Origin of the sequence: Streptomyces sp. WM6378, from assembly GCF_001279695.1 — a bacterium.
Classification (GTDB): Bacteria; Actinomycetota; Actinomycetes; order Streptomycetales; family Streptomycetaceae; genus Streptomyces.
The window spans coordinates 36,319-61,420 of the sequence record NZ_LGDD01000339.1; the positions used below are offsets into that span (position 1 = coordinate 36,319).

The 25,102-nt window shown below is 70.3% G+C and carries 25 protein-coding genes; 8 read left to right on the top strand and 17 right to left on the bottom strand.

Annotated elements, in window-relative coordinates; translation table 11 throughout:
• Positions 1-6: 6 nt before the first annotated feature.
• The 4 genes from ADK54_RS38150 to ADK54_RS38165 all read right to left on the bottom strand — a co-directional run bounded on the left by ADK54_RS38150 (position 7) and on the right by ADK54_RS38165 (position 4,184).
• The gene (locus tag ADK54_RS38150) at positions 7-618 is read right to left on the bottom strand and encodes a DUF402 domain-containing protein (protein ID WP_053730419.1); all 612 of its coding nucleotides are present in this window, start codon (positions 616-618) and stop codon (positions 7-9) included.
• Between the two features lie 111 nt (positions 619-729).
• Positions 730-1,719: a phospholipase gene (locus ADK54_RS38155; RefSeq protein WP_053730420.1), complete on the bottom strand. Its 990-nt coding sequence runs from the start codon at positions 1,717-1,719 to the stop codon at positions 730-732.
• Positions 1,720-2,003: 284 nt separating this feature from the next.
• On the bottom strand, positions 2,004-3,224 hold the full coding sequence (locus ADK54_RS38160; protein WP_053730421.1) for a GNAT family N-acetyltransferase: 1,221 nt from the start codon (positions 3,222-3,224) through the stop codon (positions 2,004-2,006).
• A 147-nt stretch (positions 3,225-3,371) separates the two neighbouring features.
• Entirely contained in the window at positions 3,372-4,184 is an 813-nt protein-coding gene (locus ADK54_RS38165; protein ID WP_063802149.1) for a DUF6585 family protein, read from the bottom strand.
• Positions 4,185-4,491: 307 nt separating this feature from the next.
• Between ADK54_RS38165 and ADK54_RS38170 the strand changes: the two genes are divergently transcribed.
• The 3 genes from ADK54_RS38170 to ADK54_RS38180 all read left to right on the top strand — a co-directional run bounded on the left by ADK54_RS38170 (position 4,492) and on the right by ADK54_RS38180 (position 6,432).
• Positions 4,492-5,079 (top strand): DUF1062 domain-containing protein, encoded by a 588-nt coding sequence (locus ADK54_RS38170; protein ID WP_053730423.1) that lies wholly within the window; start codon positions 4,492-4,494, stop codon positions 5,077-5,079.
• A gap of 205 nt (positions 5,080-5,284) precedes the next feature.
• A complete protein-coding gene (locus ADK54_RS38175) occupies positions 5,285-5,566 on the top strand; it encodes a hypothetical protein (RefSeq protein WP_053730424.1) in 282 nt (93 codons plus the stop codon).
• An 80-nt stretch (positions 5,567-5,646) separates the two neighbouring features.
• Positions 5,647-6,432: an alpha/beta fold hydrolase gene (locus tag ADK54_RS38180; protein WP_053730561.1), complete on the top strand. Its 786-nt coding sequence runs from the start codon at positions 5,647-5,649 to the stop codon at positions 6,430-6,432.
• A gap of 26 nt (positions 6,433-6,458) precedes the next feature.
• Here ADK54_RS38180 and ADK54_RS38185 read toward each other — a convergent pair whose 3' ends face one another.
• Positions 6,459-7,064 carry a TetR/AcrR family transcriptional regulator gene (locus ADK54_RS38185; RefSeq protein WP_053730425.1) on the bottom strand — a complete coding sequence of 202 codons (606 nt, stop codon included), beginning with the start codon at positions 7,062-7,064 and terminating at the stop codon, positions 6,459-6,461.
• A gap of 82 nt (positions 7,065-7,146) precedes the next feature.
• On the opposite strand from ADK54_RS38185, the gene ADK54_RS38190 reads away from it, so the two are divergent.
• A complete protein-coding gene (locus tag ADK54_RS38190; RefSeq protein ID WP_053730426.1) occupies positions 7,147-7,992 on the top strand; it encodes an SDR family oxidoreductase in 846 nt (281 codons plus the stop codon).
• Positions 7,993-8,419: 427 nt separating this feature from the next.
• Positions 8,420-9,337, top strand: a complete 918-nt coding sequence (locus tag ADK54_RS38195; protein ID WP_053730562.1) for an endo-beta-N-acetylglucosaminidase H — start codon at positions 8,420-8,422, stop codon at positions 9,335-9,337.
• A 77-nt stretch (positions 9,338-9,414) separates the two neighbouring features.
• On the opposite strand, the gene ADK54_RS38200 is transcribed toward ADK54_RS38195, so the two are convergent.
• Positions 9,415-10,023 carry a class I SAM-dependent methyltransferase gene (locus tag ADK54_RS38200; RefSeq protein WP_053730427.1) on the bottom strand — a complete coding sequence of 203 codons (609 nt, stop codon included), beginning with the start codon at positions 10,021-10,023 and terminating at the stop codon, positions 9,415-9,417.
• On the opposite strand from ADK54_RS38200, the gene ADK54_RS38205 reads away from it, so the two are divergent.
• Positions 9,920-10,420 (top strand): cupin domain-containing protein, encoded by a 501-nt coding sequence (locus ADK54_RS38205; protein ID WP_053730428.1) that lies wholly within the window; start codon positions 9,920-9,922, stop codon positions 10,418-10,420. The genes ADK54_RS38200 and ADK54_RS38205 overlap by 104 nt on opposite strands.
• A gap of 51 nt (positions 10,421-10,471) precedes the next feature.
• Here ADK54_RS38205 and ADK54_RS38210 read toward each other — a convergent pair whose 3' ends face one another.
• Positions 10,472-11,383, bottom strand: a complete 912-nt coding sequence (locus tag ADK54_RS38210; protein ID WP_159048020.1) for an alpha/beta fold hydrolase — start codon at positions 11,381-11,383, stop codon at positions 10,472-10,474.
• A gap of 53 nt (positions 11,384-11,436) precedes the next feature.
• Between ADK54_RS38210 and ADK54_RS38215 the strand changes: the two genes are divergently transcribed.
• A complete protein-coding gene (locus ADK54_RS38215) occupies positions 11,437-12,039 on the top strand; it encodes a TetR/AcrR family transcriptional regulator (protein WP_053730429.1) in 603 nt (200 codons plus the stop codon).
• Here the strand turns inward: ADK54_RS38215 and ADK54_RS38220 are convergent.
• The 9 genes from ADK54_RS38220 to ADK54_RS38260 form a co-directional block, all read right to left on the bottom strand.
• Positions 12,026-12,463: a cytidine deaminase gene (locus ADK54_RS38220; RefSeq protein WP_053730564.1), complete on the bottom strand. Its 438-nt coding sequence runs from the start codon at positions 12,461-12,463 to the stop codon at positions 12,026-12,028. The genes ADK54_RS38215 and ADK54_RS38220 overlap by 14 nt on opposite strands.
• Before the next feature lie 92 nt (positions 12,464-12,555).
• Positions 12,556-13,404 carry a PaaX family transcriptional regulator C-terminal domain-containing protein gene (locus ADK54_RS38225; RefSeq protein ID WP_053730430.1) on the bottom strand — a complete coding sequence of 283 codons (849 nt, stop codon included), beginning with the start codon at positions 13,402-13,404 and terminating at the stop codon, positions 12,556-12,558.
• Between the two features lie 81 nt (positions 13,405-13,485).
• Positions 13,486-14,229 (bottom strand): Asp/Glu racemase, encoded by a 744-nt coding sequence (locus tag ADK54_RS38230; protein WP_053730565.1) that lies wholly within the window; start codon positions 14,227-14,229, stop codon positions 13,486-13,488.
• 85 nt (positions 14,230-14,314) lie between these two features.
• Entirely contained in the window at positions 14,315-15,220 is a 906-nt protein-coding gene (locus ADK54_RS38235; protein ID WP_053730431.1) for a fumarylacetoacetate hydrolase family protein, read from the bottom strand.
• 163 nt (positions 15,221-15,383) lie between these two features.
• Positions 15,384-16,496: a cupin domain-containing protein gene (locus tag ADK54_RS38240; protein ID WP_053730432.1), complete on the bottom strand. Its 1,113-nt coding sequence runs from the start codon at positions 16,494-16,496 to the stop codon at positions 15,384-15,386.
• Positions 16,493-17,533, bottom strand: a complete 1,041-nt coding sequence (locus ADK54_RS38245) for a carbon-nitrogen hydrolase family protein (RefSeq protein ID WP_053730566.1) — start codon at positions 17,531-17,533, stop codon at positions 16,493-16,495. Before ADK54_RS38245 ends, ADK54_RS38240 begins: the two co-directional genes overlap by 4 nt.
• A gap of 13 nt (positions 17,534-17,546) precedes the next feature.
• Positions 17,547-19,934: a bifunctional salicylyl-CoA 5-hydroxylase/oxidoreductase gene (locus tag ADK54_RS38250; protein ID WP_053730433.1), complete on the bottom strand. Its 2,388-nt coding sequence runs from the start codon at positions 19,932-19,934 to the stop codon at positions 17,547-17,549.
• A 98-nt stretch (positions 19,935-20,032) separates the two neighbouring features.
• A complete protein-coding gene (locus ADK54_RS38255; RefSeq protein WP_078966961.1) occupies positions 20,033-20,506 on the bottom strand; it encodes an acyl-CoA thioesterase in 474 nt (157 codons plus the stop codon).
• A gap of 67 nt (positions 20,507-20,573) precedes the next feature.
• On the bottom strand, positions 20,574-22,199 hold the full coding sequence (locus tag ADK54_RS38260; protein ID WP_053730434.1) for a benzoate-CoA ligase family protein: 1,626 nt from the start codon (positions 22,197-22,199) through the stop codon (positions 20,574-20,576).
• A 657-nt stretch (positions 22,200-22,856) separates the two neighbouring features.
• Between ADK54_RS38260 and ADK54_RS38265 the strand changes: the two genes are divergently transcribed.
• A complete protein-coding gene (locus ADK54_RS38265) occupies positions 22,857-23,825 on the top strand; it encodes an alpha/beta hydrolase (RefSeq protein ID WP_053730435.1) in 969 nt (322 codons plus the stop codon).
• 103 nt (positions 23,826-23,928) lie between these two features.
• Here ADK54_RS38265 and ADK54_RS38270 read toward each other — a convergent pair whose 3' ends face one another.
• Positions 23,929-24,936, bottom strand: a complete 1,008-nt coding sequence (locus ADK54_RS38270; RefSeq protein ID WP_053730436.1) for a LacI family DNA-binding transcriptional regulator — start codon at positions 24,934-24,936, stop codon at positions 23,929-23,931.
• Positions 24,937-25,102: the final 166 nt, after the last annotated feature.

A 25,102-nucleotide genomic window follows, 5' to 3' on the forward strand; every position in this document is an offset into this window, starting at 1 on the left:
CACGCCCTACGAAGCCCCGCCCGTGGGGGCACCCGAGATGGCGACCGGGCCGGGCACGTCGAGGAACCCGGCCGCCGGGCGCCAGTCCCGCCACTCCTCCCACCAGCGCCCGCCCCGCTCGATCAGCCGGACGACCTCGGCCGCGGCACGTCGTACGGCGTCCGCCTCGCCGGGCCCGAAGCCGCCCGTGCGTACCCGCTCCTCGAAGTGGTCGACGTCCTTCCACTCGTAGGCCGAACCGTCAGCCGCGATCACCAGGTCGAGTTCCTGGTCGAGCGTGTCGAAGCCTCGCCGGGTCCGGCGCATGGGCTCCTGGAAGTTCACGTACCAGTCCCGGAGTTCACCGTCTTTCAGCCGGGCCCACACGGAATACCCATCGCCGGGCCGCTGCAGTTGCAGCACCCCGTCCGACTGCCAGGTGTGGTCGAAATGAACCCAGGGGTGGAGTCCCCACTTGAACTCGCCGCCGCCGAAGGCGATCGGCGTGCCCTTCGCCAGATACGCGGCGAGGAGGTGACTGTCGTCGGCGACGACGCGCAGCGGATAGACCATCCACTCCCGCCCGTCGAGGATCTCTCTCCTGACGATGACGTCACCGCTGCTGAATCGTGGCTCCATGCCGAGCCACCCTATAGCCGCCCCCTGGCCCCCTGACGTGCGGATCCTCACACCGCTCCGAGCAGCCCGACGACCGTCGGCCGGGGTCCCGGCCGACGGCGTTCCTCGGGGCTACCTGAACAGGCGGTCACCGCTGGTGGCCATGCGGTGCGTGGCGCTGTGCTGGTTCACCCAGTCACGGACGAGCTTGATGGCATTGGCGCACTGCCAGGTGTTGTCGTACTCCTTCACTCCGTTGAAGGCGCCGTAGCCCGCGATGATGCCGTCCACGCGCGCATCGCCCAGCAGTTTGTCTACGTACCAGGGGTCGTTGTAGGTGGTCGTCCAGGACAGCGTGGCCGCGAGCCTTCCCGCGGCACGGTCCTGGGCGCCCTTCTTCAGTTCCGCGCACGTGTTCCAGGTGGCTTCCGTGCAGTTGCCGAATCCCTTGGTGATGTCGGAGTCGCCGTAGTCCATCGCCCGGTGCCCGGTCGGGAATCCGGAACCGGACCGGTCGAAGGCGCCGACGACCTGGTCGCGGGTGCCGGTGCTCGTGATGCCCTCAAGGCTGCCGAGCTTGCCTTCCAGGCTCTTCCAGCCCCGGCCGCCGACGTCGGGGGTGCTGCCACCGTGGTACTCGAAAAATCCGTACAGCACCTGGATCCCGGCGGCCGTCAGCCGCTGTGCCTTGTCGCGCAGTCCGGCGACGCTGCACGCGCGGTTCGGCGCTTCTCCGCAGTAGTTGGGGTCCTTGATGTCCAGCCAGACCAGCGCGAGGCGGCGCCCTGCCTTGGCGTTGGAAAGGATGCGGTCGATCATGCTGTCGAAGCTGGGGCCGTAGCGGTTGTCACCGGCTGAGGAACAGTCGTGATAGGCACGCCATTCGTTCGGGTTCCACCAGGCGCAGACGTCGATCTCGATGCCGTTCGCGCCGTGGTTGAGCGCGGCGTCCACGCCGTCCAGGGTGTCGACCCGGTGCGCGATGGCGTAGATCGCGTGCCGCTGATCGGCTGCCGCCGCCGGGGTCGTACCGAGCGCGGTGACAGCGACGATCCCGCACAGTGCGGCGATGAGGGCCCGTAACGTACGGCGGCCGACGTCGTGTTGGAGGTGAGCGGTCAAGAGGGGGGACTCCTTCAAGTCTCTGCCTTGAAGCGGGCAGATGTGCACGTAGGGCGGCTGGGTGACGAGGTGGTGCGGTGACGCATCCGGCTGCGGCGGTATGCGGGCGTCGGCGTACACGAGGTGTGCCGACGCCTGAGCCGTGGGGCTCCCCCGCCGCCACGCGTGACGTCACCAAGCCGTCGATCTATCCCAAAAAGTAGCGCGCCCAGGGCAGATTTCATGACATGTTCTCAGCCTGCTTCCATCATCAAATGGCCATAGTGGCCACCGAGAGCGTGCGGTCAGAACCAGTGCAGGCAGTGTGGCGGGCGCTCGGCGCGGAACAGGGCGTCCGCGACGGCTGCCGCGCCCGGGCGGTTGGCGCGGATGTGTCCGGCCCGCACGAGCGTGCTCGGGGCGGTGCCGCCGAGGTAGACCGAGCCCAGGTCGCTCACGTCCAGGGACAGGTCGGGCTCCCGGTCCGTCGCGGCGCAGTCCGCCTTGCCGTCCCGGACGGTCAGCAGGTAGCGGCCGTGCTCGCCGAGGAACGGGTCGTCGACGTCGAGGACGAGCTCACCGTCGGTGAACCAGCCGCGCGAGGTCAGCGCCCGCGGCACGTCGAGCAGACGCACCCAGAGCCAGTCGGTGTCGCCGCTCACCTGGCCGGCGCGGAAGTCCGCGAGCTGCCAGCGCAGCGGGTGTTGGGGCGGGACGTGTTTGAACACGACCTGAGCGACCAGGTCGTGTCCGAGCACGCACCGGGCCAGGGCCGTGAAGACGTCGTCGTCGAGGGCGATGGTCTCGTCGACCGTCAAAGTCTCGGACTCGCCCAGCGAGTAGCTGGCATACCCGTCCGGTACACCGTCGGCGTCACGGTGGACGGCGACGTAGCGCGGCGCCTGAGAGACCGGGGGCTGCCCCGCGCCCAGGGCCCACCAGCGGTGCGGCCGGGACAGCGCGCCGGGCTGTGCGCGGCGGTACCGGTCGTAGACCGCTTCCAGGATCTCGCCGCACTCGGCGCGCCGCAGCACCTCGACGGAGCCGGTCGTCGGGGCATCGGCCGTCGTACCCGCGCGGGGACGGGCGAGGGCGCCCTGACGGCGCGGCACCGTCAACCGCTGCGTGTAGGTCGCCGGTCCGTAGCCGAACCTGCGGTAGATCAGGGCCTCGGAGGCCAGCAGTACGGAGAGGAACTCCCCCCGGGCCCGCAGCTCGGCGAGCTGATGCCGCATCATCGCGCTGAGCACGCCCTGACGTCGGTGCGAGGGCAGCACGCCGACGCCGGTCACCCCGGCGGCCGGGACGAGGATCTCGCCGGGCAGGGTGAGCTCGAAGGAGTACGCGCCGGTGGTGCCGACGGGCCGCCCGTCCGCCGTCATGGCGAGTAGGCTGCGGTCCATTTCGAGGGCCGACCACCAGGCCCCTGCACCGTCCTTCGGGGTTTCCGGGAAGCGTCCGAACGCGGCGTGGAGGGTGTCGACGAAGACGTCGAGGTCCTGGTCGGTGGTGGGACGTATCTCCATTGCTGCCGCTGCCTCCTTGGGATGGCGACACCACGACGCGTGATGCTCGGCCACAGTGCAGCGTTGCCCCCACGGCCAGGTCAAGCGAATTTCGGCCGGGGCCCCGCGGCCGGTAACAGCCCAGTCCAGGGTGCGAGTTGCGGTCACTCACCCGCCGGAGGCCGAGCCTCGTCGCAGGTGATCAGCCAGGGCGTGGAACACGAGGAAGTTGGGGATGCGGCTCACCGCCGTCATCGACAGGGCACTCCACCGCCCGGCGACGCGGATCCGTACGTATCCGTCCTTCACCGCGATCTCCTCGACCTGCGGCCAGGGCGTGGACTTGTTGCCCGACCCGATCTCCGTGGGTGTCAGCCACAGCGGGCCGAACTCCAGCCGACGGCCCGCGTTCAACTCGGCGACCGCCTGCGGCAGTTGGGCCTGAGTGACGGCCTGCTGGATCGCGGGGCCCCACTCGTGGGGCTGCGCGTAGCCCTCCCGGAGGGTCACCTGCGTACCCGTGGTGTCGGTAACGGTGTACGCGTAGCTGATCCTGGTGGTCTGGCCGTACTGGGTGTGCCGGACGTTGTTCTGCAGCACGGTCGTGTCGGCGTAGCGGACCACTCGTACAGCACCTTGGTGGACCGAGGTGAGCCCGTGCTCGAACAGGTCGAGGCGGGACCCCTCGTTCCGGTTGGCGGCACTGCTGTACTTCATGACTGCGTACAGGCACATCAGCAGCGGCAGCCCCACGACGAAGGCGAGCGGTACGTAGCCGGTCGCCAGGCAGATCACCACGAGGACGGCCAGCACCGCGGCCGCGATCTGGACGCGCTTGACGTGCTGACGCTGAGCCTGCGCGATCGACGGATAGGCCGCGCGATGCGCCCCCAGCCCCTCCCGCGCCGCCGCCGCGCCGACCTGCTGCACCACCCCGTCCCGGTCGAGGTGCCCCTGGTACGGCACTGAATCCCCACTCATCCATGCCCCCTGTGAGCCTGCGAGAACTGCCCTGTCGCGAAACGGAGTTGGTGTGGCAGAGACACATCAACAACCACTGATACGGACGGAGTTGCCGTGCCGTCGGTTCCACCGGCGGTGAGGCGCGCGAAAATCGGTGGAGCCGCGCCACTGTGCGGCCTTACCGTGCTGCCGATCCGATTCGTCTGGGCAAGGACGTGCCGTTGTACACCGTGTGAGACCTCCCGAGTGCTGATTTGTCGCGCGTCGCGCATGTGCGCCGCGCTGCTTTTTGCTGCGGACTTCTCACTGAGATCGGTGTACTTCTGTGCTCGAAAACTGGGTGGTCACACCCACCTGCCTGCCACTCGTTCTCCGCCGTTGCCACACGTGCGCGTCCGGGCACTTCCGGGCCAACGGTAAATTTCGCGTCAATGCGAACCACAAGCTCATCGACGCCTGGCTCCTCGCGCTCTGCACCGCTTGCGGGGAGACGACGAAGCTCACGGTTCTGGAGCGGATGAATGTGCGCTCCGTACGACCTGAGCTGCTGGACCGGATGCATGACAACGACCCAGGTCTGGCAGCCGAGTTGCTCCAGGATCCGGTCGTGCGGCGCCGCAATCGCATCGCTCTCGACTGGGACGACGCCTGGCGCCTCGACACCGGCGGATCGGATCACCTGGACCTCCGAGGAGGTCTCCCCTGCTCAAGCGAGGCCGGGAGCTTGGGGAAGACCGATGTATCGGTCCGCTTCGCGGCGCGGATACCTGTCCGGCCGGTGCGCCTGATCGCCGAAGGTTGCGGCCTTTCACGTGCTGAGGTCGAGAGGCTGATCGCGGAAGGGAAACTCGTTTCGGCGGTCCGGCTGAGCGGCAAGCTCTCCGGCGACTTCACCTTCATGCTGAAGCGCTGAGCCCTTCTCCGTACGCGGGGCCCGTCCGGCAAGATCTTCGCCGGACGGGCCCCAAAGCCCCAGGTCAAGGGCCGTACGCGCACCTTCCCTCCGGACCGGCCGGCACGACCGACTGGCGGTCTCGTGAGCGCAGGCGCAGAGTCGCTGGTAGGCACTGCCCCAAGGCGCGGCTGAAACATGCCCCCGACAGGCACAGGGAGTCTCCATGGCCGCAACCGCACACCCCTTCGTCGTCGGGCCGGGCGACGGCACACCGGTTTCCCTGCCGATCGGCGGCAGCGGCACGATCATGGCGGACGGCGGCCGGACCGACGGGGCGCTCGTCATCATGGAACTCGTCGTGCCGTCCATGGGCATGGAGGAGTTCTTCCAGAACTACACGCACCTGCTGCCGGACCCGGCCGACCAGGCTGCCCTGGCCGAGTTGGGCCATGCCGTCGGGGTGAGCTTCGTCGGCCCGCCGCTTGCGGTGTCCGATCCACTCTGAGCGTTGTCCCGTAAGTGAGGCCAAAGCTGGGCGCCCCGAATCGAGTGGCGCCCGCACTGTCGTTCTGCGAGCATCGCCCGATGCTCATATGCCCTGACGATCTCGGCCACCTTTCCTACGTCCTCGCCGGCGACGGGCCGCCCGTCGTGCTCGTGCACGCCGGCGTCGCCGATCACCGTATGTGGGACGCGGTCGTGCCCGCCCTCGCGGAGCGGCACACGGTCATCCGCTACGACCTGCGCGGCTTCGGCGAGTCAGCGCCCCCGAGCGGACCGTTCAGCGAGGCCGACGACCTGCGCCGCCTCCTGGACCACCTCGGCCACGAACGTGTGCGGCTCGTCGGCGCGTCCTGGGGCGGGCGCGTGGCCCTGGACTTCACCCTCACCTACCCGGACCGAGTGCACTCCCTGGCGCTGCTCGCCCCGCCATGGCGGGGATACGACTGGTCCGCGGACATGGTCGCCTACGACGAGGCGGAAACAGCGGCCTTGGACGCGCACGACCTGGACACCGCCGTCCAAGTGAACCTGGACATGTGGCTGCGCGGGCCTGCCCGTGAGTGGGACGACGTCGCCGCGGGACTGGCCGACCAACTCCGCGGCTCGGTAAGGACGTCACTGGTGAACCAGGACATCGTGGGCGAGCACTCCAGGGGCCCCGTCCATGGTGACCTCGCCGCCATCCCCGTCCCCACCCTGGTGGGCATCGGCAAGCTCGACGTACCCGACTTCCAGGACATCGCCCGCCGGTACGCCACCGAGATCACCGAGGCCACCCTGGTCGAGTTCCCCGCCGCCGCCCACCTCATCGCGCTGGACACACCCATCGAACTCACCGCGGTACTGGGTCCGTTCCTCGCCAGTTGACACGGTGAGCACGGTGCCGGCCCGGGTCAGCGCGTCGGGTGGGCCGGAGCCTTCAGGGAGTCGAGCCAAGCCACGAGGCGGGCGCCCTCGCGGGTCATGATGTCCGGGTCGCGCAGGGCATTGGCCAGGAGCGACATGCCTTGATAGCCGGAGACGAGGGTGACGGCGAGGCCGTCCGGGTCGGGCAGGCCCATGAGACGGAACTGGTCCCCGGCCCAGTCGAGCAGCCGCCGGATCACCGCTCCGGCCTCCGCGTCGAGGCCCCCGTCGGCACGCTTGTCGAGTTCTACGGCCAGGGTGCCGGTGGGGCACCCGTAGCGGGCGGCGACATCGCGCCGGTCGACCCAGCCTTCGACCAAGGCCTTGAGGCGGTCGCGCGGGTCGGACAACTCGCCCAGCCGGTCGGCGACTTCGTCCAGGTGCGCGCTGTGCTCGGACAGTGCGGCCCTGACCAGTTCGTCCTTGGTCTTGAAGTAGTAGTAGACGTTCCCGACGGGGACGTCGGCCGCGCGCGCGATGTCGGCGAGGGTGGTGCGTTCGACGCCCTGCTCGTGCAGGACCTGGGCCGCCGCTGTCGTGAGCCGTCGGCGCTTGTCGGATGCCCGCACCCGCGGCTTTGCTGAGTCAGTCACCCAACTAACTATAGACAACCCTCGGCGGGCTCGTGCTACGGTCCAACCAAGTCAGTCAACTAACTAACTCCTGGGGATCGCAATGATCGTGGTAACGGGTGCGACCGGCAACGTAGGGCGGACACTGGCGGGGCTGCTGGCCGAGGCGGGGAAGGAAACCGTGGCCGTCTCGCGGCGTCCACAGCTGACGGGGCTTCCGGCCGGGGTCCGGCACGTCCGGGCCGACGTCGGGGATTCCGCGAGCATGCGGCCGGCCCTCGAAGGCGCCGACGCCCTCTTCGTGCTCCTTGGCGGTGAACTCAACAGCCGGGGCGAGAGCCCGGGCGCCTTGTTGAACGTAGCCGAGGAAGCCGGGGTCGAGCGGGTCGTCCTACTGTCCTCGCAGATCAACTCCACCCGCCCACAGGCTCTTTCGCACACCCGCCTGCGCGAGTTCGAGGCTGCCGTGCGCGCGTCCGCACTGGACTTCACCATCCTGCGCCCGAGCGGTTTCGCCTCCAACGCCTTCGCCTGGGCCGAGCCGGTCCGTACGAAGCGGACGGTCTTCGCCCCGTTCGGTGATGTGGCACTGCCCGTCATCGACCCGGCGGACATCGCCGCGGTCGCTGCGGCCGCCCTGCTCGAAGACGGCCACACCGGCCTTACCTACGAGCTGACCGGCCCCGAGGCCATCAGCCCGCGCCGGCAGGCCGCGGTGATCTCCGAGGCACTGGGCGAGGCGGTGACCTTCGTGGAGCTGTCCCGCGAGGACGCCCATGCCCACATGGCGCGCTTCATGCCGCAGGAGGTCATCGACGGCACCCTGGACATCCTCGGCGTGCCGCTGCCGGCCGAGCAGGAGATCAGCCCCGACGTGGAGAAGGTCCTCCACCGGCCGGCCAATCCCTTCGGCAAGTGGGTCGCCCGCAACCTGCCCGCGTTCCAGTAGAACCCGTACCCGGCCCGGAAGCTGACGTGCGGGAGGCGGCACTCGCCCGGGACGACACCAGGTCGCCCGCTCCCCTGGATACGGCACGCCTGGCCACCGGCGCCGGGGCAACCTACTGGCATGTCGCCAACAAGAACGACCCGCTCGCGGCCGCCACTGACGACGTCATCGGCCGCGTCATGACCGACGTGGCCGGTGGGTCGGCCTCGGGAGGCGATCCGGGCCATCGCCCGCGAGCAGTTCCTCGCCGGCATCGACCTCATCCTGACGGGCATCACCACCACCCGATAGGCGGCCCCTTACCGAACGCCGCCCCGCAGCGCCGACCGTCACCGCACGCCTTTCCCTGGCGGGTTTGGCATGAGCCTGCCACTCTTCCTGCGAACGGATTCATGAGGCGAGTCCACGCGACAGGAGGCTGATGAACATGCGCACATTCGGTTGGGGCAGAGTGCGGACGGCCGCACTCGCGCTCCTGGCGGCAGCGGCCCTGGCGGGCGGCGCGACTGCGACCGCTCCCGCAGCCGCGGCCGCGCAGGCCGCCAAGAAGGGGCCGACCTCGGTGGCCTACATCGAGGTGAACAGCAACAGCATGCTCAACGCCGGCAAGTACACGCTGGCCAACGGCGGCGGCAACGTATTCGACATCGCCGTCATCTTCGCGGCCAACATCAACTACGACACCACGAAGAAGTCGGCGTACCTGTACTTCAACGACAACGTGCAGCGCGTCCTCGACAACGCGCAGACCCAGATCCGCCCGCTGCAGGCCAAGGGCATCAAGGTCATGCTGTCCGTACTCGGAAACCATCAAGGTGCGGGCTTCGCCAACTTCCCCTCCAAGACGGCGGCCACGGCGTTCGCCAAGCAACTGTCCGACGCCGTCACCAAGTACGGCCTTGACGGCATCGACTTCGACGACGAGTACGCCGAGTACGGCAACAACGGCACCGGCCAGCCCAACAGCAGCTCGTTCGTCTACCTGGTCTCCGCGTTGCGCGACAGCATGCCCGGCAAACTCATCTCCCTGTACAACATCGGCCCCGCGGCGTCGCGACTGTCCTACGGCGGCGTGAACATCTCGTCGAAGTTCAACTACGCCTGGAACCCGTACTACGGCACCTGGGGCGTCCCGGGCATCGCCCTGCCCAAGTCGGCCCTGTCGCCCGCCGCCATCGACATCACAGCGACGCCCACGAGCACCGCGGCGAGCCTCGCCCAGCGAACGGTCAGCGAAGGCTACGGCGTGTACCTCACCTACAACCTGGACGGCTCCGACCGACACACCTACATTTCGAGCTTCACCCAGCAGTTGTACGGAAGCGGCGCCGTCTACACCCCGTAAGGGCCGAGGCCAGCCACCAACATCCCCAGCCGACAAAGGACTTGAGCATCAGCGACCGGGTCGAGCCGTCGGTCAGTTCAGCGCCGGCCTCGGCGGATGAGCAGGACATGGTCAGTGACCTCGGCGGTCCGCCCGTCCGGTCCGGTGGCGATCCGGCGGGGTGACTCGGCCCGCTCGACCGTCCACGTCGCCGGGTCCAGATCGGTGCCCGCGGCAACCTCCACCGGGGTCGGGTAGTGGACGTCGGGATCCTGGTTCCACGACCACGGCGCGGTCGAGCCATGGTCGACGACCAGCAACTGCCCGCCCACACGCAGCGCGTGCGCGGCCCTGCGCAGGACGGTTGCCCTGTCCAGGTCGAAGGGGGTGTGCAGGTAGTGGGCACAGATCAGGTCGAACTCGCCCTGCGGGAAGGAGCCGTGCAGGTCATGCTGTACGGCCAGGTCATGTTGTACGGAGGTGAGCCGGTCGCCCAGGCCGTGTGAACGGGCAAGCCCGGCGAGCCGCTCGACCGCCACGGCCGAGATGTCGACGGCGGTGACGTGCCACCCCCGCCGGGCGAGCCACAATGCGTCGCCGCCGTTGCCGCAGCCGAGGTCCAGCGCGTCGCCCGGCGGCAGGCCGGTGACCCTGGAGAGCGGGCAGCGCCGGGCGACCTTGGAGTTGCTGCTGCCGCTGGCCCGGATCTACGACGTTCCGCTGGACGACCTCGTCGGTGCCCCGCGCACGGGCGACCCCCGCATTCACCTGAAGCCGGTCCAGCGGTTCGGGTCGGTCTTCGTTCCGTTGTCCCGACGGCCGGGCGGGGTGCACGCGTTCAAGATGATCATCCCGGCTCGGCCGGAGCCGCTGGCACCTACCCCGCAGACGCACGAAGGCTTCGAGTGGCTGTACGTGCTCAATGGGCGGCTACGGCTCGTACTGGGTGAGCGCGACCTGACGTTGGCGCCGGGTGAGGCAGCCGAGTTCGACACGTCCATGCCGCACTGGCTGGGCAGCGCGGACGGCGCCGCGGTCGAGCTCCTCATCCTGTTCGGCCTGCAAGGGGTGCGTGCGCACGTGCGCTCCGGGCCACATCCGTAGCCTCGCGGGGGCGGGCGTGCGACGCTCTCAAGCGGCGCGAGCCCTGCGGCGTCAGCCTGTCAGGAAGGCTCGCAGCGCGGTGATCAGCGCCGCCGGATTGTCCTCCTGCACGTTGTGTCCCGCGTCCGGCACCACCACGAGTTCGCCGTCGGGAATGCGTCCCACCAGGCGTTCGGCGGTGGACTGCGGCAGCACCCTGCTTCGCCCGCCGCGTACGAGCAGTACCGGAAGGCCCGTGAGGTGCGTGGCGAGGCGGTCGATGGCGGCGAGGATCGCGGGGAAGTCGGGCGGTCGCGGCTCGCCCTTCGGCACCCAATCGCCGTTGGGCACACGGCGGAACAGGGTGTTCATGCGATAGGCGACGCCCGCGCGATCGGCCCGGGGATTGACCCGCATCGCGGCATCCACGACCGCGTCGAGTTCGGTGACCGGGCCGAGTCCGGTCATGAAGGCCCGCATCCTTCCGGTGCTCTCGAAGTCGACGCCGGGTGCGACGTCGATCAGCGCCAGCCGCTCGACGCGACCGGGATACGCGTCGGCGACATGGGCGGCGACCACGCCTCCGAGCGACATACCAACCAGTCGCACCCGGCCGAAGCCGAGGTGGTCGGCCGCGGCGACGACGTCCTCGGCCATCGCGGCGATCCGGTAGTCGTCGGACCAGTCGCTGTCGCCGTGGCCGCGCAGATCCAGTGCGACGAGCCGCGCGACGCCGCGCAGGCCGAGGCAGACGAAGTCCCAGGTGTGCGCGCTCAGTCCACCGCCGTGCAAGAGGATCACCGCGGGTCCCGTTCCGCCCCAGTCGAATCCGTGCAACCGGCAGCCCGCGCGGGAGTGGAAGATCTCGGACGGCGGTGCCGGATCGTGGATCCGGACCCCCAGGGACACCGCCAGCTCGGTCATCGACAAGGCCGTGCTCTGCCCGTCCATCGCGACACCCACCCTCTTACCTTGGCTCTCCAAGGTAAGCCTCCTGCCTTGATGGGTCAAGGTAAGGTTGGGGCGTGGCTAACCGCATGCGACGCACACCCGATGAGGCCAAGCGACTGATCCTGGAAGCCGCGGGCGAACTGCTCGCCGCGGGCGGTCCCGCGGCCGTGCAAGTGCGGGCCGTGGCCGCCGAGATCGGGGTGTCCGATGCCGCGGTCAACCACCACTTCGGCACCCGCCAACAGTTGCTGTCGGCGCTCCTGCGCTTCGGCGGGGCCAAGCTCAAGGCCCAACTGCACGCCGCCCTGGGCAAGTTGACCGAAGGTCCGCCCGACCCTGCTGAACTCGTCCGCGTGCTGGCCGCGCTCTACGCCGACGGCTACGCCGAACTGGCCCTCGCGCTGCATCAGTCGGGCTGGCGAGACACCGGAAGCGGCATGCTCGACGAGATCGTGGACCGCCTGCACACACAGGCGCTGGCCGACTGCGCGGCCACCGGCCGGACCCCGCCCACCCGTGAGGCGATCCAACTGACGGTGGCCGCGCTGCATCAGGCCGTTGCGACGGAACCCCTGTTCGGCAGCGAATTCCGCCGAAGCGCGGGCCTTGACGCGGCCGCGCGCGACCGCATGCTCGACTGGTGGACCGAGACCCTGCGCACGACCGTTGCCGGCGTCAGCTCGCGCTGAGCGGAGTGGCCGGCCCGGCGTCCAGTTGGTGGTCGGCCCAGACGTAGCTCTCCGGGAGCAGGTCGGTGATGGAGACGGTTCGAAGCTGATCGCCCGAGCCCACGATGACCTTCAGGGCCGGAAAGTAGTCGAGCAGGACTTGGCGGCACCGGCCGCAGGGGGAAACGACCCCCCGGTCTCGGTCCCCCACGGCGACGATCGTGTCCAGCTCGTACGCGCCCTGGGCGGCCGCCGTGCCGATGACGACCAGCTCGGCGCAGGGGCCGCCGGTGAAGTGGTAGGCGTTCACCGCCGTGACGATCCGGCCGTCCCGGGCACGGGCCGCGGCCGCCATGGTGTGGTTGTCGCCGCGGCACCGAGTACGCGCGACGTGGGCCGCGGCCTCGATGAGTTCGTGGTCGACCGGCTGGGCACGTGTCGTCATTCTCTTGCCTTCGTACAGTGTCGGGCGGCGGACAGCGGACAAGTCCCGGTGGCGGGACACCGGGGCCGTTGCGCGATTCAGGAAGCAGTTCCTTAGGGTGTGCCGTCCATGGCCGGCGGCTCGTCGAGGCCGGTCACCGTCCGCACATGGCGCAGGCTCGGTCCGGCGAGGGCGGCGCGCAGCTGCTGGAAGAGCTGACGTGCGGCGATCGCGTTCCAGTCGTCGGGCAGGAGCTCCTTCGGCAGCCCCGGGTCCAGGTACGGGAGGCGGCGCCACTGGGTCAGCAGCGGGACGTAGTGACGGAAGGCCTCCGTGTCATCGAGGTCTTCCTCTTGGGCCAGGCGCTGCGCCACCGGCCCGTAGGTGTCGGTGAACGCGGCGTACTGGGCCTGGATCGCCGGGAAGTCCCACCAGGAGCTCACCGACGCACGCAGGTCGCTGAAGGCCGCGTACTGCGAGGTGAAGAGGTGCGCGTACTCGCTCAGTCCGAGCCGGACCAGCGCGCCGCGGGCGTCGTCGAGGAGGCGCCCGGGAGCCAGCCACACCCCGGGAGCCATGTTCCCGAACCCGAGCCATGTCAGACGGGTGCGGAGCTGGTAGCGGTACGCACGCTCGGACTCCGGTACCGAGAAGACTGCCATCACCCAGCCGTCGGCCAGGTCCGCCGGTTCCAGGCTGCCGAAGATGCGACGGTCGCCCTCGTCGAAGACCTCGTGCACGGCGGGGCTGAGCCGGTAGCCGTTGACGCCCCGCCGTTCGGGTTCGAGGATGCCCCGCTTCTTCAGGCGGGAGATCGCCGAGCGCACGGCCGGGCCCTCCACGTCGAGCTCGCCCATCAGAACGATCAGGTCGGCGATGGAGATCCATCCGCCGAGCCGGCGCAGAAACGCCCCGTAGACCGTGTTGATCAACGAGCTGGGCCTGAGGAGACTGTCCGACATGATCGCCTTCCGTGGTGTGCGGTGGCGATCCTATCGAGCAACCGGCCCTGCCCGCCGGGCCGGTCGGCCGGAGCCGTACGGTCAGTCAGCGGTGGCCACCGCGCCCGGGGCCCGCGGCGTCTCGGCGTACGCGCCCGACAGCAGGTGGCCGGCACCGGGTGCCACGGCCGGCAGGCCGAGCGCGCGCAGCATCTGGTGCGCGGTGCAGATCGCGGCGGAGACGACCGGCTTGCCGAGCAGTTGCTCGGCTTCCTCGACGGCGCCGAGGGAGGGCATCTGGACGCAGGCGGACAGGACCACGGCGTCCGCGTCGGTGTACTGAAGTGCCTTGGCAATACTGGGCAGTTGGGCGGGATCGTGCGCGGCGACGTCGAGGTTGTCGGGGATCTCCAGCGCCTCGTAGTCGAGCACCTGGACACCCTCGTGGGTCAGGTACTCCACCACCGTCCGCGTCAGCGGCCGCATGTAGGGGGCGATGAGCGCGATCTTGCGCGCGCCGAGGGTGTGCAGGCCGTGAACGAGGGCGCCGGCACTGGTGACGACGGGGGCCGCGGCGCTGTTCTCGACCGTGCGGGTGTGCAGGCGCTCCTCGGACGTTCGGTGGTAGCCGAGACCCATGCTCATGATGGCCACGAGGCAGGCGTAGCCGAGGACGTCCACGCGGGCGTCGGAGAGTTCGACGGCGCAGCGGTCGGAGTCGGCGTCCATGGCCTTGAGCTGTTCGCGGGTGACATGGGTCATGCGCATCCGGCTGGAGTGGAAGGTGAACCGCTCGGGCGCGACGCTCTCCCGCGCGCGCAGGATGGCCGGTATCTCGGTTTCCATCGTGACGTTGGAGCTGGGCACGATCTGCCCGATCCGGTAGGTGCGGTGGGACACGGGGGCTCCTGGGCCTGGTCTGGGTGGGCGTTCAGCGGGCGTCGACGACGGGGTTGGTGAGGGTGCCGATGCCTTCGACGGTGGCTTCGACGATGTCGCCCGGGGTGAGGAATTCCGGGGGCACCATGCCCGCGCCGACGCCGGAGGGTGACCCGGTGGCGATGACGTCGCCGGGCTCCAGGGTCACGCCCGAGCTGATGTCGGCGATGAGGCGGGCGATCGGGAAGAGCATGTGCCGGGTGTTGGACTTCTGCTTCGTCACGCCGTTGACCCGCAGCGAAAGGTCGAGTGTCATCGGGTCGGCGATGTCGTCCGCGGTGACGACCGCGGGGCCGAAGGGGGCGTAGGAGTCCTGCCCCTTGGAGAAGAACCACTGGCCGGAGCGGCGCTGGTCGCGGGCGCTGATGTCGTTGACGATGCTGTAGCCGAAGACGTGGTCGTACGCGTCCTGTTCACTGACGCGGCACGCGGTGCGGCCGATGACGACGGCGAGTTCGCACTCCCAGTCGAGCTGAGCGGTCAGGTCGGCGTTGTGCAGGATGGGCTGCCCGGGTCCCGTCACCGCGGTGGCGGGCTTGCTGAACAGCACCGGGCGCGGCGGCAGTTCCTTGTCGGTGTCCAGGCTGCGGCTGGACTCCTCGACGTGCTCGACGTAGTTCAGGCCGACACCGATGATCTTCCCCGGGCGCAGCGGGGCGCGCAGCGAGACGTCGCCGAGCCGGTGTCGTATCCCCGTCGGCAAGGTGGTCCCACCCCCGGCGAGCAGGCGCTGGGCGGTCTCCTGGGCGGCAGGCCCTGCCTGGACGAAGGACAGCAGGTCGTGGGGCAGTTCGGTGCCGTGGCGGGCGGCCAGTGCGGCGAGGTCGATCACGTGGTCGTCGAGCTGGGCACCCAGGCGGGCGGAGGTGTCGTCGACGGTGTAGGTCACCAGTCGCATGTGAACTCCTATATGGATGGCTGGAGTTGATGGCTCAGGCAGGGCCCGGGAGCGGGTCGTGCGGGGCGGGTTCGACCCGCTCCCCCCAGGGGGCGCCTCCGCGCCGGTAACCGGTGTCAGGGCCGGCGGTCGCGGCGCGGAGGCGGGTCTGGTGTCCTGCGGTCTACGCGGTGGGCTGGTGGCCGCCGTTGTCGGTGTAGGCCTCTTCGCGGTAGAAGCCGAGGGAGCGCATCACGGGGAAGTCGTTGAAGGAGAACAGGCAGGCGTCGTCGTCCTGGTCGAGGTTGTGGTGCTCGTGCCAGGCCCAGGAGGGGACGCAGAAGATGTCGCCCTGCTGCCAGGTGAGGCGTTGTCCGGCGATGACCGAATACCCGTGGCCCTTCGCGGCCGTGTAGATGACCGATCCGGTGTGGCGGTGGGCCTGGGTGGCCTGGCCGGGCCTGAGCAGTTGCATGTGGGCGCCCATGGTGGGCATGACGGATCCCCCGGTGACCGGGTTGGTGTACTCGGCGATCACTCCGTCGTGGGGCGAGCCCTCCGTCGCCCGGGCGAGGTTGCGCAGCGACTCGTACGTCTGCTCCCACGGGTAGGCGAGCAGCGGCGAGTAGGGCCGGGTCCACTTCTCGGCGCCGTACGGCAGCAGGTTGGCGCCGTAGCTGAGCACGGAGGAGTTGATCACCTTTCCGGGCTGCTGGTACAGGTCCGGGTGGACTTCGTAGAAACCCGCGTCGTGGGCGTTGACGAGGGGGATGTCGAGGCCGTCCTGCCAGATGACGGGGGCCTCGTCGGAGTCGTTGCCGTGTTCGTGCCAGGTGCCGTTGGGTGTGATGGCGAAGTCGCGCGGGCCGACCTTGAGTCTCTGTCCGTCGACGATGGTCCAGGCGCCGGTTCCCTCGTGGACGAAGCGGAGGGCCGCGGCCTGGTGGCGGTGGGCGGTCATGGCCTCGCCGGGCCCCATGATCTGGAGACCGGTGTAGAGGAGCCCGACGGCGGCGCTCACGTCCTTGCGGCCGGGATTGACGAGCATGACCACCCGGCGGCCCGCGTCATCGGCCTTGACCAGGTCGAGGGCCTTGCGCACCAGGGGCCGGATCTCGCGGTAACGCCACAGGACGGGCACGGACTTCGGCTGGGGGTACCAGGGTTCGATGTCGTTGGCGACGGTCCACAGGGCCCCCGCCTCCAGCTGGGCGAGTTCGTCGTAATACGCGGTGAGTTCAGGGGTGTCGGACACGCGTGCCCGGCCCAGTCGCCCGTCGTCGTACTCGGTGGTCATGGCTCCTCCTGCGGGTTGCCGGTGCTGTCGGTGGACAGGGGCGCGACGGTGGGTGCGGCATCGGGGGACCCGGGTGGTGTCGCGAACGTCACGGGGGTGCGCGGGGTGTTGTCGACGTGCAGCCGGAACACGTCGAAGCGGTTGTAGTGGCCGAGGATGTCGTGCATCTGCTTGGGCTGGACGCACTTGGCCAGGTCGATGTCGGCGTAGACGATGCCCTCGTCGTCGATGAGCGGGTCGGTGACGGGCCGGCCGTCGGGGCCGAAGATCCCGGACAGGGCGCTGCGCGGACGGGCGAGCATGCGCCGTACGTCCTGGTCGTCTCCGGCGACGGTGTCCACGATCTCGGGCGAGATGGTGGAACAGGCCACCACGGAGAACACCTTGCCCTCGAAGCAGTGGGCGGCGGTGCGTACGGCGATGGCGTCCGCCATGTCGTAGTCCTCGGGGGCGACGGGCAGTGCGATGTAACTCGCCGCGTGGACCAGCTCTCCCTGGGCGAGCAGGGTGAACCGGGCGAGCGTGTTGGTGTTCTCGCCGCAGGCAAGGACGCCCAGCGGCCCGACGGGAGTCTGGTGGACCTTGAGCGAACTGCCGTCCCCGCCGGTCCAGGTGAGCTTCTCGGCCCAGGTGGGGACGAGTTTGCGGTGCACGCCGAGCAGCTCGCCGCCCTGCCCGATGGTGAGCATCGTGTTGTAGAGGATGCCGAGGCTGTACGGGCTGCGTTCGTTGACCCCGATGACGAGGACGACGCCGTACTGGCGCGCCGCCGCGCGCAGGGCGTCCACATGCGGCCCGGGGATGTCGACGGACGCCTGTCGGAGTCGCTCGAACCACGGGGAGCCCTGGACCGGCGTCATGGTCCAGTTCCAGTACGGGTAGCCGGGCACGAACGCCTCGGGGAACACCACGAGTTCGGCGCCGTTGGCGGCGGCCTCGGCCACCAGGGCCACGGCCTTGTCGACCGTGGCCGCCGGATCGAGGAAGACGGGCGAGGACTGCGCGGCGGCGGCCTTGAAGCGGGGCGGTTTCTCCATGGGTTCCTCCATGTCACGGGGCCGTCGTGGCAGCGGCCAGCCGTGGCAGCCAGCGCTGGTGTACGGGGGCGTCGATCGTCCGGAGCAGGTGGAGGCGGGGCGGGACGCGGTCGGTGCGGGCGCCCGGTTGCCGGGCGCTGCCCGCCTTCCACTGCGCGGGCCAGGGAGCTCCGGGTCCGGTGTAGTTCTGCGCCGCGGCGGCGTGCAGCGTCCACAGCGGGTCGTGGAGCTGGGCCCGGCCGACGGCGCACAGGTCGGCCCGGCCGGCCAGGATGATCGAGTTGACGTCGTCGTACGTGGAGATGGCGCCGACGGCGATGGTGGGGATCCCGGTGGCGTTGCGGATCAGGTCGGCGTAGGGCGTCTGGTAGCTGCGGCCGTACCTTGGCCGCTCGTGGGCGACGACCTCGCCCGTGGACACGTCGATCGCGTCCGCTCCCCCGTCCGCCAGCGCGCGGCACATCTCGACGACGTCCGCCTCACCGATGCCTCCCTCGGCCCAGTCGGCCGCCGAGATCCGCACGATCAGCGCCTTGCCGGCGGGCCACACCGCACGGACCGCCCGCAGCACTTCGAGGGGGAAGCGCAGCCGCCCGGCCAGTTCGCCTCCGTACCCGTCGGTGCGGAGATTGGTCAGTGGCGACAGGAATCCTGACATCAACTGGCCGTGGCCGTACTGGAGTTGAAGGGCGTCGAATCCCGCGCGGTCGGCCCGGCGGGCCGCCTCGACGAAGTCCTGGACGACGGTGTCCATGTCCTCGCGGGTCGCTTCGCGCGGGGTGGTGCTCGCCGCGTCCCAGGCGAGCGGGGAGGCAGCGATCAGCGGCCATCCGCTTTCGCCTTCACCTTCACCTTCGCCGAGCGGGACGGACGTCCCGTCCGCGCGCGGGGGGCTGGTGGCGGCGCGGCGCCCCGCGTGGGTGAGCTGGACGCCCAGGCAGGTGTCCGACTGCCGGCGGACGAAGTCGGTGATCCGCCGCCAGGCCGCTTCCTGTTCGTCGGTGTAGAGGCCTGGGCAGCCGAGGGTGGCCCGGCCGTCGGCACTGACGGCCGTCATGCCCGCGATGACCAGTGCCGAGCCGCCGAGCGCCTGGGTGCTCAGGTGCAGGAGGTCGAAGTCGCCGGGCACGCCGTCCACGGCGGCGTACAGGGCGGTGGGAGGGACGACGACGCGGTTGCGCAGCCGCAGGCCGCCGAGGCGGGAGGGCCTGAACATCGGTGGCGTGGCGGCGTCGCCCACCCCTTCGGCGGCGTGCCACCCAGCCACGGCGTCGGTGAACCGCCGGTCACGGACGCGCAGGTTGTCGTACGTGACGCGGCGGCTGCGGGTCAGCAGGTTGAAGGCGAACTGCGGGGTCTCCTGCCCGGTGTAGCGGCCGACGTTCTCGAACCATTCGAGGCTGGCCTGCGCCGCGCGCTGGGTGGACTCCACTACCGGCTTGCGTTCGGCCTCGTACGCGGCGAGCGCGGCGGGCACATCGGGGTGCTCGTGGAGGCAGGCCGCGAGGGCCAGTGCGTCCTCCATCGCGAGCTTGGTGCCGGAGCCTATGGAGAAGTGGGCGGTGTGGGCGGCGTCCCCGAGCAGCACCACGTTGTCGTGGCGCCATGTCGCGTTGCGGACCGTGGTGAACCGGATCCACTTGGAGCCGTTGGGGATCAGCCGGTGGCCGTCGAGATGGCCGGCGAGCAGCTCCTCGCACCGGCGGATGCTGGCGTCGTCGCTGGTTCCGGGCGGAAAGTCACGGTCGGCGAACTCCTCGAATCCCGCGCGCCGCCAGGCGTCCTCGTCCATCTCTACGATGAACGTGCTGCGCGTGGCGTCGAACGGGTAGGCGTGGACCTGGAGCGTCCCGAAGTCGCCTTCGGCGACGATGAAGGTGAAGGCCTCGAAGACCTTGTCCGTGGCCAGCCACATGTAACGGCAGTGCCGCTCGTCGAGGTCCGCGGTGAAGGTGTCCGCGTAAGCCGCGCGCGTCGCCGACCGCACGCCGTCGCTCGCCACCACCAGGTCGTATTCGGCGGCCAGTTGGCCGGCGGGCGGGGCCTGGGTGCGGTACCGGACGTCCACCTGAAGTGCGGCGCACCGTTCCTGCAGGATCCGCAGCAGGCGCTTGCGCCCCAGGGCCGCGAAGCCGTGGCCGCCGGAGGTGAGCACCTGGCCCCGGTAGCGGACGTCGACGTCGCTCCAGCGGGCGAACTCCGCGGACATCGCCGCGAAGATCTCCGGGTCGGCCTGCGCGATGCCGTCGAGGGTCTCGTCGGAGAACACCACGCCGAATCCGAAGGTGTCGTCGGCGGCGTTGCGCTCCCAGACCGTTATCTCCCAGCTCGGCGAGAGCTGCTTGGCCAGGGCCGCGAAGTACAGCCCGCCGGGCCCTCCACCGATGACCGCTACACGCACGGCGTCCTCCTCGTGGTTCCAGAAACAACGTATGGCGTCATTCCTGCGATCGTCAAGAAAACTGCATAATATCGCGAGGCTCGCATGAACCACCCATCTCAGGCGAGGAGTTCGGGTGCCTGGGGACCGGCCTTGACCAGGAGTTCGCGCACTTCGTCCGGCCAGGGCGTGGATCCGCTCGCCCGCGCGGCCGAGTGGGCGATCGCCATGCAACCCGTGGCTGCGGCCTCCTGCCCGTGGCCGCGGACCGTGAAGGCGTACCGCAGGGAGGCGGTGCCGACCCGGTCGACGCGCAGCTCGATGCGGACGAGGTCCCCGAACCACAGCCGGGCTCGATAGTCGGCCTCGAAGTGGACGCGCGGCGTGCTCCCGAAGAGGTGGGCCAGACCCAGGCGCCGCAGCAGGACGGCCTCGGCCGCCTCGACCCAGCGCACGACGGTGGAGTGGTGGTAGTGGCCGGCGGCATCGGTGTCGGGCCATTCGACGCGCCGCTCGATGACGACGCTGGGCAGATTCGTCTCTTGGGCTTGCGGGATTCCGGCGGCGCAGCCGTCGTCCGATGGGGTGTGCATCAGGGTGCCTTTCGTCGGGACATGCGGCACTCGGGCCGGGAGGTGGCGGTGTGGTGGCGAGCGCGCCCTAGCCGGCAGCGCGCGCGGCCCGCTCGCGCAGGGCGCCGCGCCGGAGCTTTCCGTTGCTGGTGCGCGGGAGTTCGGCGACGAACTCGACGGCGCGCGGGTACTTGTAGGGCGCGATGGTCTGCTTGACGTGGTTCTGGAGTTCCTTGACGGCGACCTCGTCGGGGGCGACACCCGCACGCAGGACCACGTACGCCTTGACGATCATTCCGCGCCTGTCGTCGGGCGCTCCGACGACGCCGCACTCCAGGACGTAGGGGTGCGTGACGAGCGCCTTCTCGACTTCGGGACCGGCGACGTTGTAGCCGGAGGTGACGATCATGTCGTCGCTGCGGGCCACGTACCAGAAGTAGCCGTCCCGGTCCCGCACGTAGGTGTCGCCCGTGATGTTCCAGCCGTTCCTGACGTACGCGGTCTGGCGCGGGTCGTCGAGGTAGCGGCAGCCGGTGGGGCCGGTGACCGCGAGGAGGCCGGGCTCCCCGTCGGGCACGGGATCGCCCGCCTCGTCGACGATTCTCGCCCGGTAGCCGGGGACCGGCTTGCCGGTGGCGCCGGGCCGGATGGCGTCGTCCGCCGCCGAGATGAACACATGGAGCATCTCGGTGGCACCGATGCCGTCGATGACGCGTACGCCCGTCGCGGCGCGGAACTCCTCCCACACCTGGGCGGGCATGGCCTCTCCGGCCGATACACACCGTCGCAGGCCCGCCAGGCGGTCGGCCACACCGGCCGCCAGCATCGCCCGGTAGGCGGTGGGTGCGGTGAACAGCACGGTGACGCCGTGCTCCGCGACGAGGTCGGCAAGCCGTTCCGGCGAGGCCTGCTCGATCAGCAGCGTCGCCGCCCCCACATGGAGCGGGAAGACCACCAGACCGCCGAGCCCGAAGGTGAAGGCCAGCGGCGGTGTCCCGGTGAACACATCGTCCTGACGTGGTTTCAGGACGTGCCGCGAGAAGGTGTCGGCATTGGCGAGTACGTCGCGGTGGAAGTGCAGGGTCGCCTTGGGCCGTCCCGTCGTGCCGGACGTGAAGGCGATCAGGGCGACGTCGTCGGCGGCGGTGACGGCGTTCGAGAAGGTGCCCGCTTTGGTCTCGCAGCGCCGCACCAAGTCGTCATCGTTGTCTCCGCCGTAGGCGAGAACGGGCAGGCCCGGCGTGTCCGCGGCGCCCAGTTCGCCGACGTAGCGGTGGTCGCACAGGGCGACGGCGGGGCGGCTGATGTCGTGCAGTTGGGCGAGTTCGGCGGCGCGCAGCAGCGGCATCGTCGTGACGGCGACACCACCCGCCTTGAGCACCCCGAACCAGGCCGCCACGAGCCACGGGTTGTTGGGGCCGCGCAGCAGGACTCGGTTTCCGGGGCGCAGCCCGAAGTCCTCGACGAGGACCCGTGCCACTTGATTGGCGCGCCGCAGGAGGTCGCCGTAGCTCCAGCGGCCGGTGGGCGTCAGCAGGCACGGCCGGTCGGCACCCCAGCGTCCGACGGCATCGTCGAGTAGACGCTGGGCACAGTTGAGGCGGTCCGGATACGTCAACTCCGGCAGGTCGTAGTGCAGTTGGGGCCAGAGGTGGAAGGCGGGGAGCCGGTCGCGGCAGAACGTGTCCACATGGGCGGACGGGGAGAGCTCCATGGGGCGCACCTCAATCTCGGGGGCAGCAGAGGGAGTGGAGCCAGTATGGCGCCGCAATGGCGACCGTCAATCTTTCGCGATAGAGATTTTTACTGACGGTGCGTCACACAGAATCCGGCGACCGGGGACCCGGCACCGAGAAGTCACACAGCGGGGACGTGAATCCCGAGTTCCCCGCGGTCCGGCGCGACGCGCCAGTCGTCGAGGACGGCACGGACCGACACGCGGAGTCTCGGGACGACGGCGACCGTCGGTCGCGCCGCCCAGCGGGCGCGGCGACAGCCCGGCGACGAGGACCGCGGGACACTCACACGCCGGGCGGGTATGGGAACGGGGATGGCGTTGAGCATGGCGAACTCCCCTACGAGGAGGGTGATGACACCCGCTGTTCACTCGTGTAACTGCCGCGATCGGGTCCTTGGGGTTTCCCTGGAGTTGATGCATAATGCGTCGCAAGGCGTTTCGTTACACGTGTAACAGCCTAGAGGTTTCATTCGATCCTGGCAAGGCATTTCGGACATACGTCGCATGAGCTCGAAGCGCGGTCCGAAGGCCGAGGAGTCTCGGCCCGGCGCCCGCGCCGACGTGACCACCTGGCACGACGCCTGTGCGCCACGTCGCCCACCGGCCCCACACCCAGCAGAAAGAGGCGGACACATGACGCAATCCCCGGCAGTGGCCCAGCAGCCCCCGGCCGACCCGGCGGCCGGGCCCGGTCTCGAATGGCCGCCGCCCCCCTTTCGCGCCCCCGCCCCGCCCCGGGTCGGGCAGGACGGGGTGCGCGGCTTCGGCGGCGTGACGTATGCGACCACCCCCGGCTACCGGCCCCGGCTGCTCGACGTGCACGTACCGCCCGGCGACGGCCCGGTCCCGGCGGTGGTGTGGATCCACGGCGGCGGCTGGCTGGAGGGCGACCGCCGCTACCCGCCGCCGACCGTGCCCGTCGAGCTGCTGCACGGCGCAGTACTGCGGGCGGGCCTCGCCCTCGTCAGCATCGACTACCGGCACAGCCTGGAAGCCCCGTTCCCGGCACAACTGCACGACGTGAAGGCCGCCATCCGGTACGTGCGGCGCTTCGCCGACGCCTTCGGCATCGACAAGGACCGCATCGGCGTCTGGGGCGAGTCGGCCGGAGGGCATCTGGCCGCCCTCGCCGGGCTCGCCCGCCCGGACAGCGGCGACGGCGGTGCGCTGGAGGGGGCCGAAGGGGTGCGCGACGAGGACAGCGGAGTGCTGGCCGTGGTCGACTGGTACGGGGTGTCCGAGATCGGCTCGCTGCTCGCACATCCCCTGCCGCCCTCCCCGCCCGGCACCGAGTACCCCAACCCGTTCAGCGCGCTCCTGGGCGGCCCGCCCGAACAGCACCCCGAGCTGGCCCGCGCCGCCAGCCCCGTGACCTACGCGGGCCCCGCGACGCCGCCGCCGTTCCTCCTGATCCACGGAACGCGGGACGGCCTCGTGCCGTACAGCCAGAGCGAGATCCTCGCCGAGGCGCTCGAACGGGCCGGCGGCGACGTCACGCTCCAGCCGGTGGACGGCGCGGACCACATCTTCCTCGGCGCCCCCGACGTGACGCCGATCGTCACGGAGAGCGTCGCCTTCCTCGCCCGCCATTTGGGCGCCTGAGCGCGGCCGAGAGTCCCGCGTGGAACGGCGGTTCCGCGCGGGACCTCCCGCTCACCGGCAGGCGACGGCCCCAACTACAGGTGTCGGACAGGAACGTGAGCCGTCACGAGGACTGACGGTGAACCAGCATGGGCTCCACGCCCGGCATCTCGGGCGCGGTGCCCGTGTCGACCAGCTCGTGCAGCATGTCCGCGATCCGTCCGGGCTCGGGCAGGTCGAGACGTACGGTGGTGAGCGCGGGCCGTTCGAGCGCGGCGAGCACCAGGTCGTCACAGCCCACGACAGCCACGTCATCAGGGACGGAAATGCCCTCGTCCTGGAGCGCGCGCACGAGCAGCGCCGCGTACTCGTCGTTGTAGGCGAACACCCCGTCCAGGCCCAACTCCCGCCAGCGGGCCGCGAGTTCGGCGGCGGACTCCCGGGTGTAGGCCAGCTCGACCGCACTGACGCTCGCCCTGCTGCGGGCCGCGACGCTCTCGGCGCCGGCCAGGCGCGGCCGGGCGAAGGTGTCGAGGCCGCGCTCCTTCGGCATCACGACACCGATGGTGGTCCGCCCTCGGGAGACGAGGTGTTCGACGGCGAGCGCGCCGATGCGGGCGTGGTCGAAGGCGATGGTGTGGACGCCCTCCACCGGGCGGGCGGCGAAGGCCACCACCGCGCGCACCCCGGCCCGGCGCAGCACCGTGGCGGCTTCGGCGGTGAGGCTGCCGCCGTCGAGGGCGACCACGGCCGCCGGACGCAGCTCGGCCCAGGCGCGGGCGGCGCCGACCGCGTCGGAGAAGCGTCCGGCGTGCAGCACGGTGGTGTATCCGTGCCGTTCGAGTTCGCTGTGCAGATCGTCGAGCCAGGTGCTGACCAGGCGGCCGACCGCCGAGACGGACGCCGGCATCAGCACCAGGTTGCTGCGCCCCGCGCGCAGCGACCGGGCGGCGGCGTGCGGAACGTAGCCCAGCTGGTCGGCCGCTGCGCGCACGCGGGCCCGCGTGCTGTCGCTGACACGGTGCGCCTGGGTGTCGTTGAGTACGAAGGACACGGTGGCCCGCGACACGCCGGCCAGGCGCGCGACGTCCGCGCTCGTGACGGCCGCCCGCGCGGTCAGCTCCTCGGCCATGGCGCCCTTCCCTGGCTGTCACCGGTCGCCCCGACCAGTACCAACCAAGGTTACACGCGTTACACGGAGAGGGCAGCAGTGCCCGGTTCCCCACACGTGCCGGCCGGTGCCGGTCTCTCACCGGTCGGCCAGAGATCACACGTGTAACGACTTACCTTGCGCCCCG